Origin of the sequence: Pyruvatibacter sp. (assembly GCF_040219635.1) — a bacterium.
In the GTDB taxonomy this organism is placed as follows: Bacteria; Pseudomonadota; Alphaproteobacteria; order CGMCC-115125; family CGMCC-115125; genus Pyruvatibacter.
This window is the reverse complement of the sequence record NZ_JAVJSC010000003.1, coordinates 959,081-973,248: the sequence shown is the minus strand read 5'-3', so window position 1 is coordinate 973,248 and position 14,168 is coordinate 959,081. Positions and strand designations below refer to the sequence as shown.

The window sequence follows — 14,168 nt, the reverse complement described above, 5'->3', positions numbered from 1 at the left end:
GGGTATTGGGGGCCGATGGTGCGAAGTGTCAGATAACGCTTTACAGGGCTGAAAACAAAAAATGCCGCCAGCGGATGGCGGCTTGCCCTGAAAATAGCTGCGGATTCAATCGCGTACATAACGCGATGTCAATATGCGACGAGCCTGCACGATCGCCACTACGCCTTGAGGCGGAAGCCCTTCTTGAACACCCAGTGGCAGATGCCCCACAGGATGATGTTCAGTACGGTCAAAACGATCACACCTGTGAGGATCGAGCCGTCTGCATGGCCGGTGAAGCCGTAGCGAAAGCCGTCGATCATATAAAAAAACGGGTTGTAGCTGCTCACCACGCGGGCAATCTCCGGCAGGCGCTCAACCGAATAAAACGTGCCTGACAGGAACGCGAGCGGCGTGATGACAAAGTTGGTAACCGCCTGCATGTGGTCAAACTTTTCAGCCCAGACCCCTGCCAGAACGCCCATCAGCGCCAGCGCCAGCGAGGCCGCCAGCACAAAGAAAACAATCGCCCACAAATGCACGATGGCCATCGGTGCAAAAAACGAAATGACGATGGCAGACGCCACCGCCACAACCACGCCGCGCGTCATACCACCAAGGGCAAAGGCTGCATTGAGTTCGCCCGGTGACAGGGGCGGCATCAAAAAATCCACCACATTGCCCTGCACTTTAGAGACCAGTAGCGAGGAAGATGTATTGGCAAAGGCGTTTTGAATGACCGTCATCATGATGAGGCCCGGCCCCAGAAAGGCCAGATAGGGCACCCCCGCCACAACCGTATCAGCGCGGCCCATGGCAACCGCAAATACCGCAAAGAACAACAAGGCCGTCACAACCGGACCCGCCACGGTCTGCGTGAACACCTTCATGAAACGGCGGACTTCCTTGAGATACAGGGTCCACAGGCCAAGCCAGTTCACCGCGCCAAAGCGCCGGACGCCTGGTTCGGATGTGACCGCTGTCTCAAACTGTGTGTCTGTCATGTGTCCCTGCCCCCTGGGCCTGCTTTTCGGCCCGCAAGAGACGTAACCGACAAGGTGAGGAGGTAGGCCGCGCGCCGCATCGGCGCAAGGGCTTTATCCACAAGCGAAACGCGGGCAAAGCAAAAGAATCAATATATTGTGGATAACCCGTTAACAGACCACAAGATCCCTTGCCGTTGAGTCGGGCCATATAGTAGGTTTCCACAAGGTTAACACGAGATGTAGTGGTTTCCACGTTGGGGGCTGCAATATCCGGATTGGGGGAGACAGACGGCCATGTCATGGACAGATGAGCGCGTGGAACAGCTTAAGCAGATGTGGCTTGACGGCCTGAGCGCCAGCCAGATTGCCGGTCGGCTTGGCGGTGTCACCCGCAATGCTGTTATCGGCAAGGTTCACCGTCTGGGTCTTTCAGGACGCGGCGCGCCCACCCGCGTGACGCGTCGCAGACCCTCCACCCCACGTGCACCGCGTGCCCAGAGCACAGCACCGCGCCGCGAACAGGCCACAAAACAGGCCGCAGCGCCCGCACCCGAGCCCGAAGAACTGGAAGTCATCAGCGACCCGGACGCACAGGCGAACCTGCTGGAGCTCAACGAGCAGACCTGCAAGTGGCCAAATGGCGACCCGGGCGATGAAAACTTTCACTTCTGCGGTCAGCGCTCAGCCCCCGGAATGCCTTATTGTGCGGCTCACGCCAAAAAGGCCTATCAGCCGCTTCCATCACGCCGCGAGCGTCGCGACCGGCAGCCTCAGCGTCAGTTCCCAAATCGGATGAGTGGCTAAACACCTCGTACAACACCAAACGAAAAAGGGCAGCCCGGAAACAGGCTGCCCTTTTTTGTGAGTGATCGCCGTTGATGCCGCCGGATGCTAATTGCGGAAATGTTCGTCCAGCGCATAGCCCGCTGACCGCACCGTGCGGATAGGATCCTGCTCGCCGGGATTATTGAGCGCCTTGCGCAAACGGCCAATATGCACATCCACCGTGCGCGCTTCCACATACACGTCCGAGCCCCAGACCGCATCCAGCAACTGCTCACGGCTGAACACCCGACCGGGATGCTGGATCAGGTGGTCGAGCAGGCGAAACTCGGTGGGACCAAGATGGATTTCACGATCACGCCGCCGCACCCGGTGGGTAGCCCGGTCAACAGCCACCTCGCCAAACGTCACAACGTCATCCGCAAGAGCCGGGCGGATGCGGCGCAGGACTGCGCGCACGCGGGCCAGCAGTTCCGTCATCGAAAACGGCTTGGTTATGTAGTCATCCGCCCCCGTATCAAGACCGCGCACGCGATCAGCCTCTTCGCCCCGCGCTGTGAGCATTATGATGGGAATGTTTCTGGTTTCGCTGCGGCCCCTGAAGCGGCGGCACAATTCAATGCCTGACACCTGCGGAAGCATCCAGTCGAGCAGAACCAGGTCTGGCTGTTGTTCGTCCACAATCATCGCGGCCTCGTCGCCGTCAGCGGTTTCGATGACGCGATAGCCTTCTTTTTCGAGGTTGTATTGCAGCAGCGTGGTCAGCGCCGCCTCGTCTTCAACAATCAAAACAAGGGGTTTTGTTTTCATTGGCCTGGCCCCGTTTGCTGTGACCGGTGTTTCAACCGTGATGCTCACGTCGTCTTGTCCGTGCCGTTGGGTGAGGAATATTCAAGATGCGTGAAGCTCGTTGTGTCGCCCTTGGGGCGGCTTTCGCCCACCACCTTGCCGGTAACCAGAAACTGGATTGTCTCGGCAATGTTGGTGCTGTGATCGCCAATGCGCTCAAGGTTCTTTGCCACGAACAACAAATGTGTACACAGGCTGATGGTACGCGGGTCTTCCATCATATAGGTCAGCAGTTCGCGGAACAGCGAGTTGTACATCTCGTCAATTTCTTCGTCGCGGCGCCATACTGCCTGTGCCTTTTCGTCATCGCGGTGGGCATAGGCATCCAGCACTTCCTTGAGCTGGTTCAGCACCTGCCGGCCCATGCGCTCAAGACCCTGCATGGCGCGGCTGGGGCGCACCTGATCCACGGCCTGCACACGCTTGGCAATGTTCTTGGAAAGGTCGCCGATGCGCTCAAGGTCGGATGAAATCTTGATAGCCGATATCGTCTCGCGCAGGTCAATCGCCATTGGCTGCCGCAGCGCGATCAACCGCAGGGCCTGGGCCTCGATATCCACTTCCAGCGCGTCAATCTGCTTGTCAGCGGCAATGGTCTGGTCTGCAAGCGTCAGATCGCGGCGGGTGATCGCCTCGATTGAATCTGCAAGGCTCCTTTCCGCAAGCCCGCCCATACGCGCAAGGCACTCGGTTATACGGTCAAGCGCCTCTTCAAAGGACGTAACAATGTGTTCCTGCACGTGGGTTACTCCCCGTTCGGCTGCGCGCTCACAAGCAGTGCAGCAGCCATGTGCGATTTAGCCAAAGCGGCCGGTTATATAATCCTGCGTGCGCTCATCGTTCGGGTTGGTGAATATCTGCTCCGTGCCGCCTTCTTCTACCAGAATCCCAAGATGGAAGAATGCCGTGCGCTGAGATACACGGGCGGCCTGCTGCATTGAGTGAGTGACGATGACGATCGTGTAGTTTTCCTTGAGCTCGTCAATAAGCTCTTCAATGCGGGCCGTCGCAATCGGGTCCAGCGCCGAGCAGGGCTCATCCATCAGGATCACTTCCGGAGACACTGCAATGGCGCGTGCAATGCACAGACGCTGCTGCTGACCACCCGATAGCCCGGTGCCAGGCTCCTGCAAGCGGTCCTTTACCTCGTTCCACAACCCGGCGCGCTTGAGCGACACCTCAACAATCTCGTCCATTTCCTGCTTGTTGTGGGCAATGCCATGAATGCGCGGGCCATAGGCGATGTTGTCGTAAATCGACTTGGGAAACGGGTTTGGTTTCTGGAAAACCATGCCGATGCGGGCACGCACTTCCACCACATCCACCTTCGGATCATAGACGTTGTTGCCGTCCAACTCGATGGTGCCGGTGATGCGCGCAATATCAATCACATCATTCATGCGGTTGAGGCACCGCAGATAGGTTGACTTGCCACAGCCTGACGGGCCGATGAGCGACGTCACCTGATGCTCGGTGATATCCAGATCAATATCAAACAGGGCCTGCTTGTCCCCATAAAAGACGTTGACGTCCTTCGTGTGCATCTTCACCCGCTTGGCGGCAGATGACGCCACAGCAGACACCTGCACGGATGGCGATATGTTGGTCCGGTTCGTTTCTTCGGCCATGGACATCTCGTCGTTTCCTTCTACCAGCGGCGTTCAAAGCGCCGGCGCAACAGCACGGCTAGGGCATTCATCATGACCAGGAAGGTCAACAGAACCATAATGGCAGCGCTTGTCTTGGCCACAAACGCGCGTTCGGGGCTGTCGGCCCAGATAAATATCTGAACCGGCAATACGGTGGCGGGGTCAGTGAACCCGCCGGGAATATCAACTATAAAGGCAACCATGCCGATCATCAGCAAGGGTGCTGTTTCGCCCAGCGCCTGCGCCATGCCGATGATGGTGCCGGTCAGAATGCCAGGCATGGCCAGAGGCAGCACATGGTGGGTAATGACCTGCACCTTGCTTGCGCCAACCCCAAGCGCTGCTTCACGAATAGACGGCGGCACCGCTTTGAGGGCTGCGCGCGTGGCAATGATGATGGTCGGCAGGGTCATCAGCGCAAGCACCATGCCGCCAACCAGGGGCGCCGATCTTGGGAACCCGAAAAAGTTCAAAAACATCGCAAGACCCAGCAAACCAAATACAATGGACGGCACGGCCGCCAGATTGTTGATGTTCACCTCGATCAGATCCGTCAGCCGGTTTTGCGGCGCGAACTCCTCAAGATAAATCGCCGCCAGCACCCCAACCGGAAAGCTGAGCAGCAGCGTGATCGTCAGCGTCAGGAACGAGCCGACAACAGCCCCCCAGATACCCGCCAGTTCAGGCTCACGGCTGTCTCCTTCAGTGAAGAAGGCATTTGCAAACCCACTGCTCACAACACCATCATTTTCAAGGATGCGAAGCCACCCCGCTTCATCGTCCTTGATGCGACGATTGCTTTCAGGTGTTGTGTATTTTATCAGCTGCCACGACCCCGAGGGTGCCGCCACCTCACTGCTGAGCTGGTTCACAACCCGACCGGTAATCGTCTCATTGGAAACCGCCAGCGCCTTCACAAGCCCACCATTTATCTCAACGAAGATGGACGGCATCTGGTCGGTCAGCGCGACGGTACCGCCCGCGCTTTGCGCTGTGGCGCGCAGCGCATTTGCCTCAGCCTCGATTTTTTCAGCCGTGCGGATACGCTGATCAACCTGTGTTTGCAACGTGGCAATCCGGTCCTCCAGAGCGTCGCGCTGCGGACCAACGGCCTGCGCAAGATCAGCTTCAGCAGTGCGGACACTCTCTTCAAAGCTGGCAACGCCAAGGCGCTCCCGCTCTGAGGTTTCCAGCAAGCGGTCAGCTTCCACTTCCAGCAGCGTTTTGGTGTCTTCGAGAAAGGATGCAAAGACATTGGACGGCGCAAGAAGCTGGACGTCGCCTGCGGTGCCCGTCGGCTGAAGTTCTGCATCGGGTTGGAAAGTAACGATATCCGTCATCTGACCTTTGAGGAACGTGTCCACATCGTCTGATGCCGGAATGGAAATCGTCTGCGTCGTGCCAATAAGTGCCGGGTTGGCCTCGACAAACTCTTTGAGTTTCAGATCGGCACCATTGCTTATCAGGCCCGCAAGTTTTCGCTTGGTGCGTCTGTCCGTCACATCGGGAAAGCGTTCATAAAGCGTTCGGCGGACCAGCGCCTGGTAGTTGGCCGCCGCCAGGTTGTCCCGGTCAATCTCGGCGGGATCCAGATAGACCTCAAGATCAAGATCATACTGTATGAAGGCTGGCAGGCCCTGAGAGATGATGGTGGTCAGCAAGGTGGCCAGCACGGCGACAGCCACGAGAATTGCACCCAGGCCAATCGCCCGGAACCGCGCTTCGGCCGCATACCGTTTTTTGACGCGCGTTGCCGACAAGTCCGGTTTGCGGTTCATGACAGAAGGCGTTGTTCCGCCCTGATCTGTGGACATATCAGTCATATTTTTCCCGATACTTGCGCACGATGCTCAGCGCGAAAACGTTAAGCGTCAAGGTCACGACGAACAGAACCAGACCAAGCGCAAAGGCCGCCAGCGTCTTGGCGCTGTCAAACTCCTGGTCCCCCACCAGCAGCGTAACAATCTGCACGGTGACGGTGGTCACAGCTTCCAGCGGATTGGCGGTCAGGTTTGAGGCAAGGCCCGCTGCCATCACCACAATCATGGTTTCACCGATGGCGCGGCTGACAGCCAGCAGAACAGCACCCACAATGCCCGGCAGGGCAGCCGGCAAAATCACCTGCTTGATGGTTTCCGATTTGGTGGCCCCCAGCGCATAGGCACCATCACGCAGCGTCTGAGGAACGGCGTTCATCACATCATCCGAAAGTGACGAAACGAACGGGATAATCATGATGCCCATCACCATGCCCGCTGCCAAAGCCGACTCAGACGACACATCAAGGCCGATGCTGTCACCAAAGCCGCGGAACATCGGCGCCACGGTGAGCGCTGCAAAAAATCCGTACACAACCGTCGGCACACCTGCCAGCACTTCCAGCGCCGGCTTGGCAATGCCACGCACGCGGGGGCTGGCATACTCAGACATGTAAATGGCCGAGAACAGCCCGATGGGCACGGCAACCGACATTGCAATGATGGTGATGAGAAACGTACCGGCAAAAATCGGCACTGCGCCAAATGCGCCCGACGCCCCCACTTGTTCGGCGCGCAGAGCCATCTGCGGGCTCCATTGCAGGCCGAACAGGAACTCGTACCAGGGCACCTTGGTAAAGAACCGCGCGGCCTCAAAAATAAGCGAGGCGACGATGCCGATGGTTGTCAGGACGGCGATGGACGATGCCGCCACCATGATGACCTGGAAAATGCGCTCCACCTGATTACGGGCGCGCATGTCAGGTGCAATTTTGCTGCGGCCAAGGGTGATGCCGACAACCGCAAGTGTCAGTACAACCACCACCATGGCCGCATTTGAAATTGTCAGCGCATTGGCATAGCCCTCAGCGGCCTGCAGCAGGGCTGGGTCAGGGGTGCGGCTGGAGATATTTCCGGTTGCAAGATTTTTGACGTCGGTGACAAGCAGGTTCATCTGCGCCTGCGTCATGCCGGCAATCTGCGAATCCGGCAGCGCAGACACCAGATACCACTCGGCAAGTCGTGGACCGATAATCAGCCAGGCGGCAAGCACCAGCAGCGCCGGGATAGCAGCCCACATGGCCACGTAAACACCGTGATATCCGGGCAGGCTGTGGAGGGCTGAGATGTTGCCGCTCGTCACCGCATGGGCACGGCTTCGGCCCAGATAATAGGCCACGGTGGCCAGCAGCACGATGACAAGAATGATAAGTGGTGCGCTCATGCGTCTGCCCGTGTTCTGCCACCGCTCTTACAAGCATCGGCTGTGTATGCGCGGGGAAAATCCTGAACCTGGCGGGGCACATGCCCCTCAGGCAAACAGCAGATGCCACATTCACGCACGACCCCCAATAAACCGTCGGGCGCGAATGGTCGTCAATGGCGGTCTAGCAGAATAGGAATGTCTCGTAAGGTGCTGAAAGGGCGGCAAGGCAAAAATCACCCTGCCGCCCCGCAGCTTGTTTCCAATTACATGGAAAGCGGTGTCAGGCTGGTAGCAGACTCACGCATTGCTTCGCGGTCAGCTTCCGGCAGCGGGATCAGACCCTTTTCGACGAGATAACCTTCCGGGCCCCAGGCTTTTTCAGCCGTGAACTCAGCAATGTACTCTTCGAGACCGGGAACAACGCCCACATGCTCTTTCTTCACGTAGAAGTAGAGCGAACGTGAAACGGGGTAATCGCCGGCGGCAATTGCGTCAAACGTAGGCTCTTCGCCTTCGATGATGGAGCCGTGCAGCTTGTCGGCATTCTGATCGAGGAATGAGAAACCGAAGATGCCCAGCGCCTGCGGGTTTGCTTCGAGCTTCTGCACGATCAGGTTGTCGTTTTCACCGGCTTCAACAAACTTGCCATCTTCACGCATGGTGCGCGAAGCAGTGCGGAAAGCGGACTTGTCTTCTTTCAGCAGAGCCGCGAGAAACTCAAAGCTCTCAGCACCCTCGTCCATCACCAGTTCCACAAACGCGTCGCGGGTACCGGAGGTGGGGGGCGGACCAAGAACTTCAATTTCAACAGCCGGAAGTGATGCGTCGATGTCAGACCACTTCATGTAGGGGTTATCAATGAGTTCGTTGTTCTCATTGGGAACCTGCTTGGCAAGAGCCAGATAAAGCTGACGGATCGACAGGTCATATGTCGGTGCCGACTTGGCGTTGGCGAGCACGATGCCGTCAAAACCAACTTTCACTTCAATCGGCGTCACGCCAGCTTCGGTGCACTTTTCGGCTTCGCTCGACTTGATGCGGCGTGACGAGTTGGTCACGTCAGGGTGCTCAAGGCCAACACCGGCGCAGAACAGCTTCATGCCGCCGCCTGAACCCGTGGACTCAATCACCGGCGTGGCGAAAGACGTGGACTTGCCAAACTGTTCAGCAACAGCAGTGGCAAACGGGAAGACCGTCGAGGAGCCGACGACCTGGATCTGATCGCGGGCGTGCGCAACGCCAGCGAGCGAGATCGACGCAATGGCAGCCGCGGCTGCAAACGTCATCTTGCTATAGTTCATGATTTCTCCATCCGATTTCGAAATCTGGCTAAATCCGCCCCCCTGAGCCACCGGACCGGCAGCCTGGAAACGGACCTGAGACAACAAAGGGTCTGGGTCTCCCACGCCTGAAATACACCCAGGCGAGGTTGCCCCAAAAATGAGTGACACCATCCCAAGCCGACCGTCTCAGCGGGTCGGTTGAGCGGAACCTAGGGCGCGCTTAAGAACGATTTATTGCGGTTCAATGACGGTTGCGTGACACCTGCGCGCGCACCCTGTGCGGCAAAAAACCCGCAGAACAGAGCCGCTTTTTGAGTTTCCGGGAATGCACTTTGCCGCGTCAGTCAGCAAACGGCGCGTCAACGGGCTTTTGTGTGACATCGTCGGATCCCCGACTCGGCTGCCCCGTTGGTTCCACCGGCAGGAAAACCGTGAAGGTTGATCCGGCACCGATTTCACTGTCGATGGTCAGCGATCCCATATGCCGGTTCATAATGTGCTTGACGATGGCAAGCCCAAGCCCGGTGCCGCCGCGCTGGCGGCTTTGCTCCACGTCCACCCGATAAAAGCGCTCGGTCAGGCGCGGCAGGTGGGCACGCTCAATGCCCGGCCCAAAATCGCGGAACGAAACCTTCAGGCGGCCCGAAGATCCGGGGCCGGCATCCTGTCCGGGCGGGTGTGCCCAGCCGACAAAAACCTCGACCCGTTTGCCCGTACCACCATATTTCAGCGCATTTGCCAGCAGGTTCTGGCAGACCTGAACCAGCTCATCGCGGTCACCAAACGGCTGCGGCAGATCGGGCTCGATTTCCATGACAATCTCGACGCCCTCCTTTTCGGCCAGCGGCGTCAGCATATCGGCTGTATCGTTGACGATTGAGGCAAGGTCCACGCGGTTGGCCGGGCGCACGTGCTCATTGAGCTCAATGCGGCTCAACGACAACAGGTCATTGATGAGCCGACCCATGCGTCTGGCCTGATCCTGCATGATGGACAAAAAACGATCGCGGGCTTCAGGGTCATCGCGGGCGGGGCCCTGCAGGGTTTCAACAAAGCCCGCCAATGAGGCAAGCGGCGTGCGCAGCTCATGGCTGGCATTGGCCACAAAGTCGGCGCGCATCTGTTCGGCACGTTTCAGGGTCGTGAGGTCGTGCAGCAAAATAAGGATATTACGGGCAGACTCTTTGGGAATATCTTGCGCCGCAGCAATAACCGGCGCGACAAATGCCTGATAGTGCCGCTCGATCGGCACCGGCTGTTCATATTCCACCACCTGCGCCGGCTCACCGGCGATCACCTGGGCAACGGCCTCCAGGACTTCCGGTGCACGCATGACCGTTGAGATATGACGCCGGGCGGCCGACTTGCCGACGATGGTCCCTGCAGCGCGGTTGTGCAAAAGAATGCGGCCGGATTTATCCAGCAGAATAATCGGGTCCGGCAAACGCTCAATGATGGCAACGCCGGTTTCAGGCGTCAGCGGAAACTGCGCACGGGCAGAGGCCTGCACGGGAGATGGGCTGGCAGCGCGGCGCTGCATCGCCACGGTTGTCGGCGAAAAGCGCAACCACACAAGCGCGACGCCGCCGATCAGGATGGTGAGCGTGATGCTGGCATTGACCGACAAAACGCTCATGCCCGCAGCCGCGCCGAGCAAAAGCGCCGCCGCCACAACCACGACCCCAACATCGCGTGCCCGCATACCCAGCGAGCCCACAGAAGATGCAGGCCGCAAACCCAGCCGTGGTTCGGCAGCACTGGCAAGAGGGCCGGGTGGCTTTTCAGGCGGGCGGTTGGCGTTTGCCATTTACTGGTCCAACAGGAGTGATATCAACAAGCGGCCCGGGCGATGGGGGCGGCGGCACAGATGTTTTATGCCTAGGTCCCAAAGTCCCAGCTACCACCGGCCTTGTAATGTTTGAAGACATTTTTGGCGATGAGGATGCGATGCACTTCGTCGGGGCCATCTGCCAGCCGCAGCGTGCGGGCGCCGGTGTACATGCCTGCAAGCGGCGTATCGCCAGACACACCCAGCGCGCCATGCACCTGAATGGCGCGGTCCACCACGCGCTCAAAGGCTGCGGGCACAAACACCTTGATGGCAGAAATATCAGTGCGCGCGTCGCCGCCTTCGTCCATCACGCGGGCGCAGTTGATGGTCATCAGCCGGGCGGCCTGAATGTCCATGTAGCTGTCGGCAATGAAACCCTGCACAAACTGCTTGGTGTCGAGTGTGCCGCCATGCACCTCGCGACTCATGGCGCGCGTCACCATCATGTCGAAGGCACGCCACATGGCCCCGATGGAGTTCATGCAGTGAAACACCCGCCCCGCGCCCAGACGGTCCTGGGCTGCGGCATGGCCGGAGCCGACGCGGCCCAGTGCATTTTCAACCGGCACCCGAACGTCCGTGTACGTTATTTCGCAATGGTCACCATGAGTGTGGCCCCACACCGGAACGGACCGCACAATTTCCAGACCGGGCGAGTCCATAGGTACAATCACCTGCACCATTGTGTCGGACGGCTTGCCGGGTTCAGCGTCGGGCCGCGCGGTGCGGCACATGACGATGGCAAAATCGGCCCGACGCGCATTCGACGTGTACCACTTGTGGCCGTTGATGACCCACTCGTCGCCGTCGCGCACGGCGCGGGTCTGGATGGAACGCGGATCAGAGCCTGCATTGTCCGGTTCGGTCATGGAGAAGCAGCTTTCCATTTCGCCGGAGATCAACGGCTCAAGCCATTTTTTCTTCTGTTCTTCGGTGCCGTATTTCAGCAGCACTTTCTGGTTGCCGGAGTTAGGCGCAACCACACCAAACAGCCGCGCTGAAAACGGCGACCACGCCATCACTTCATTCATGTATGCGTGGGCAAGAAACCCAACGCCCATACCGCCATACTCCACCGGCAGATGCGGTGCCCACAGGCCCTGCTCTTTCACCTGGCTCTTGATACGTGCACGGACGGGTTCGGCCTCCGCACCGCCTTTGAACAGCACCGGCTCGGCGGGAATAATCTCGTCATTCACCACCTTCGCCGTGCGCAGGCGGATGTCGTTGACCTCGTCAGACAGGCCGGGGATGGGCGCGATTTCCATTGGGGCGTTCCTCACACGGTTTCGTTTTGGCTGTTTCACTCCCAACGATAAGCGCGCGGCGGCCATTGCACCAGCATGGGCCAATCGTGCATAACCTCCCACAACTATACTGACAAAAAGTCATAGTCGTTTCAGGGAACAGCAAATGACCCAGATTGCCGGGAAAACCATTTTTATCACGGGCTGCGCTTCAGGCATTGGCCGCGGGCTTGTGAAATATGCCATTGAGCACGGCGCGGCGCGGGTGATCGCCACCGACGTGGACTCAGTCGGCCTTGGCAAAACGGCTGAAATCGCGGGCGCGCTGGGCACGGGCATCATCGAGACCCACCTGCTGGATGTGTCCGACAAGGACGCGGTCTATGCACTGGCCGACAGCATCAAGGCAGACCATGGCGGCGCGGACATTGTCATCAACAATGCGGGCGTGGCGCTTTTCGCCGAGGTGCACGAGATGACCTATCAGGATTTTGAGTGGGTCATGGACATTGATTTCTGGGGCATGGTGTACGGCACGAAAGCGTTTCTGCCACACATGATTGAGCGCAAGGCCGGGCACATCGTCAATGTGTCGTCGATCTTCGGCATGATCGCGGTGCCGGGCAACTCCGCCTATCACGCCGCCAAGTTTGCCATTCGCGGCTTCACCGAAAGCCTGCGCACGGAAATGGTGCGCAACGAAACCGGCGTTGAAATATCGTGCGTGCATCCCGGTGGCATCAAGACCAACGTGGCGCGCAACGCCCGGCTGGCCCAGAACGAAGAACTGCTGGCCCGCAAGGATGAAATTGCCAAAGGCTTTGACGACTTTGCCCGCACCACGGCCGAAGAAGCTGCGCGGGTCATCTTTACCGGCATTGAAAAAAACAACCCGCGCATTCTGATTGGCGGCGACGCGCGTTTCCTGGATCGGATTCAGCGGCTGATGCCGATCAGGTATCACAAGCTGCTGGGACGGCTGTTTCGCGATCCCGAAGAACGCGCCTCATAGGCTTAAACCTGCCAGATACCGGCAAATGCGAGCGCCAGCATGAGCATGGCAATCGCCGCCACCCATGAGGCCACCACCCGCAGCCCGATACGTGCCCACGGGTATGGGTAGCGGTCGTGTACCCAGCCGGTTGCGCCTGCAAGATAGAGAAAAGCCAGGTTCACGCCGACAAGACTTCCCGCAACCGTAATAAGCGTGGGAAGCAGCGGCCCTTCGTCAGGTGTGGAGGCAAGGCCAAGCAGAAGCCCGCCAACCCCTGCCGCCATCAGCATCCACGTCGCTCGTCTGAGGGCTGCGTGCGGCGTAGCGGCGACCATGAGCGCTGTGAGCAGTGCCGCTCCCAACAGCGCCCCTTCCTCGCCGCCGCTTACGCCCAGGAGCTGGCCAAACAGCACACCTGCAAAGGCAAGCGCTGCAAACAGCAACCAGGCCCGCGCGAAAGCCGCCTTGTCCGCAGTGCCCACAACCAGTCCAACGGCGATCAGCGTCAATACCTGTCCGGCACTGGTGAGGGGGTGCAGCAGGCCAAGGTAGAACCCGTCAAAGCCATCAATCGGGCTATGGGCCAACGCCGGAGCGGGCCACAGGCCCACTGCCCCGGCAACCAAAGCAGTCACCAAAACCGGTGCACCGGATGTGCGGTACCTAAGCAAGGCCGGCCAGATAGGCCACGCCCACCAGTGAAACAACGCCTCCACCTGCCCGCACCGCCGTGACACCAACAGGCCAGCGCACCAGCAGCCCGAAGGCGATGCCTGCCAGATGCAGCAGCCCCGTCGCCACGACAAAACCCGCCCCATAGGCAAACGGGTTGGCAGCGGCCGGCAGCTCGGTGCCGTGGGCGTGCCCGTGGAAAATGGCGAAGGCAGCCACAATGATTGCGGCCGCCCCCAGCGGCAGGCGTATTGCGAAGAGGATCAAAAGGCCAAGGACGAGCGCTGATCCGGCAATGCCCAGTTCAACGCCGGGCAACGGCATCCCCATGATGCCGAGCACCGCGCCCAGCGCCATGACCAGCGGAAACACCACCGGCAACAGCCAGATGGCCGGCGCGCCCAGAAAAGCACCCCACAGGCCGACCGCCACCATTGCTACCAGATGGTCCCATCCCAGTACCGGGTGAAAGAACCCGCTGGCAAAACCGCCCGCGGGCTCGTGCCCGGCATGGGCGAACGCCGTCTGCGGCAGCGCGATGGCGGCAAGCAGGAGCAGACAGATGGCTGAAAACTGAAGTTGGCGGGTCATGTTTTTTCCCACAGGTTTGTGACCGACAGCCTTCAAAACTATAGCCGGTTAAAAATGGGGGCAATGGTGGACAGGCGATAGGCAGGCCACGGCGTTTGGCGCGGATCGCAATTCGTCATAT

12 protein-coding genes and 2 pseudogenes are annotated in these 14,168 nt (G+C 59.3%); 2 read left to right on the top strand and 12 right to left on the bottom strand.

The window, feature by feature from the left end; genetic code table 11:
* Positions 1-158: 158 nt before the first annotated feature.
* Complete coding sequence (locus RIB87_RS08075) at positions 159-983, bottom strand: ABC transporter permease (protein WP_350145353.1); 825 nt, start codon at positions 981-983, stop codon at positions 159-161.
* A gap of 276 nt (positions 984-1,259) precedes the next feature.
* Here RIB87_RS08075 and RIB87_RS08070 point away from each other — a divergent pair, with 276 nt between their 5' ends.
* Complete coding sequence (locus tag RIB87_RS08070) at positions 1,260-1,769, top strand: GcrA family cell cycle regulator (RefSeq protein ID WP_350145351.1); 510 nt, start codon at positions 1,260-1,262, stop codon at positions 1,767-1,769.
* An 87-nt stretch (positions 1,770-1,856) separates the two neighbouring features.
* Here RIB87_RS08070 and phoB read toward each other — a convergent pair whose 3' ends face one another.
* The 9 genes and pseudogenes from phoB to RIB87_RS08025 all read right to left on the bottom strand — a co-directional run bounded on the left by phoB (position 1,857) and on the right by RIB87_RS08025 (position 11,811).
* Complete coding sequence (gene phoB / locus RIB87_RS08065; protein WP_350145348.1) at positions 1,857-2,558, bottom strand: phosphate regulon transcriptional regulator PhoB; 702 nt, start codon at positions 2,556-2,558, stop codon at positions 1,857-1,859.
* A gap of 44 nt (positions 2,559-2,602) precedes the next feature.
* Complete coding sequence (gene phoU / locus RIB87_RS08060; RefSeq protein ID WP_350145346.1) at positions 2,603-3,337, bottom strand: phosphate signaling complex protein PhoU; 735 nt, start codon at positions 3,335-3,337, stop codon at positions 2,603-2,605.
* Positions 3,338-3,394: 57 nt separating this feature from the next.
* Entirely contained in the window at positions 3,395-4,141 is a 747-nt protein-coding gene (gene pstB / locus RIB87_RS08055; protein ID WP_350145612.1) for a phosphate ABC transporter ATP-binding protein PstB, read from the bottom strand.
* Positions 4,142-4,245: 104 nt separating this feature from the next.
* Positions 4,246-5,163, bottom strand: a pseudogene (pstA, locus tag RIB87_RS08050) (phosphate ABC transporter permease PstA); the annotation flags it as partial.
* Positions 5,164-5,592: 429 nt separating this feature from the next.
* Positions 5,593-6,024 (bottom strand): annotated as a pseudogene (locus RIB87_RS08045) (DUF3333 domain-containing protein); the annotation flags it as partial.
* A 37-nt stretch (positions 6,025-6,061) separates the two neighbouring features.
* Positions 6,062-7,447, bottom strand: coding sequence for a phosphate ABC transporter permease subunit PstC (gene pstC, locus RIB87_RS08040; protein WP_350145344.1), 1,386 nt, complete (start codon positions 7,445-7,447; stop codon positions 6,062-6,064).
* Positions 7,448-7,692: 245 nt separating this feature from the next.
* The gene (locus RIB87_RS08035) at positions 7,693-8,730 is read right to left on the bottom strand and encodes a substrate-binding domain-containing protein (RefSeq protein ID WP_350145342.1); all 1,038 of its coding nucleotides are present in this window, start codon (positions 8,728-8,730) and stop codon (positions 7,693-7,695) included.
* Between the two features lie 322 nt (positions 8,731-9,052).
* Positions 9,053-10,519 carry an ATP-binding protein gene (locus tag RIB87_RS08030; protein ID WP_350145340.1) on the bottom strand — a complete coding sequence of 489 codons (1,467 nt, stop codon included), beginning with the start codon at positions 10,517-10,519 and terminating at the stop codon, positions 9,053-9,055.
* 71 nt (positions 10,520-10,590) lie between these two features.
* Positions 10,591-11,811 (bottom strand): acyl-CoA dehydrogenase family protein, encoded by a 1,221-nt coding sequence (locus RIB87_RS08025; RefSeq protein ID WP_350145338.1) that lies wholly within the window; start codon positions 11,809-11,811, stop codon positions 10,591-10,593.
* Positions 11,812-11,956: 145 nt separating this feature from the next.
* Between RIB87_RS08025 and RIB87_RS08020 the strand changes: the two genes are divergently transcribed.
* Positions 11,957-12,802: an SDR family NAD(P)-dependent oxidoreductase gene (locus RIB87_RS08020; protein WP_350145336.1), complete on the top strand. Its 846-nt coding sequence runs from the start codon at positions 11,957-11,959 to the stop codon at positions 12,800-12,802.
* 2 nt (positions 12,803-12,804) lie between these two features.
* Here RIB87_RS08020 and RIB87_RS08015 read toward each other — a convergent pair whose 3' ends face one another.
* Together RIB87_RS08015 and RIB87_RS08010 are read right to left on the bottom strand one after the other, a co-directional pair.
* Positions 12,805-13,419 carry a HupE/UreJ family protein gene (locus RIB87_RS08015; protein ID WP_350145334.1) on the bottom strand — a complete coding sequence of 205 codons (615 nt, stop codon included), beginning with the start codon at positions 13,417-13,419 and terminating at the stop codon, positions 12,805-12,807.
* 28 nt (positions 13,420-13,447) lie between these two features.
* Positions 13,448-14,047 carry a HupE/UreJ family protein gene (locus tag RIB87_RS08010; protein ID WP_350145332.1) on the bottom strand — a complete coding sequence of 200 codons (600 nt, stop codon included), beginning with the start codon at positions 14,045-14,047 and terminating at the stop codon, positions 13,448-13,450.
* Between the last annotated feature and the right edge of the window lie 121 nt (positions 14,048-14,168).

Coding starts and splice junctions, on each gene's coding strand:
- pstB (WP_350145612.1), bottom strand. CDS start 4,141: ATGCACACGAAGGACGTCAACGTCTTTTATGGGGACAAGCAGGCCCTG.
- RIB87_RS08010 (WP_350145332.1), bottom strand. CDS start 14,047: ATGACCCGCCAACTTCAGTTTTCAGCCATCTGTCTGCTCCTGCTTGCC.
- RIB87_RS08035 (WP_350145342.1), bottom strand. CDS start 8,730: ATGAACTATAGCAAGATGACGTTTGCAGCCGCGGCTGCCATTGCGTCG.
- RIB87_RS08075 (WP_350145353.1), bottom strand. CDS start 983: ATGACAGACACACAGTTTGAGACAGCGGTCACATCCGAACCAGGCGTC.
- RIB87_RS08070 (WP_350145351.1), top strand. CDS start 1,260: ATGTCATGGACAGATGAGCGCGTGGAACAGCTTAAGCAGATGTGGCTT.
- phoB (WP_350145348.1), bottom strand. CDS start 2,558: ATGAAAACAAAACCCCTTGTTTTGATTGTTGAAGACGAGGCGGCGCTG.
- pstC (WP_350145344.1), bottom strand. CDS start 7,447: ATGAGCGCACCACTTATCATTCTTGTCATCGTGCTGCTGGCCACCGTG.
- RIB87_RS08025 (WP_350145338.1), bottom strand. CDS start 11,811: ATGGAAATCGCGCCCATCCCCGGCCTGTCTGACGAGGTCAACGACATC.
- RIB87_RS08030 (WP_350145340.1), bottom strand. CDS start 10,519: ATGGCAAACGCCAACCGCCCGCCTGAAAAGCCACCCGGCCCTCTTGCC.
- RIB87_RS08020 (WP_350145336.1), top strand. CDS start 11,957: ATGACCCAGATTGCCGGGAAAACCATTTTTATCACGGGCTGCGCTTCA.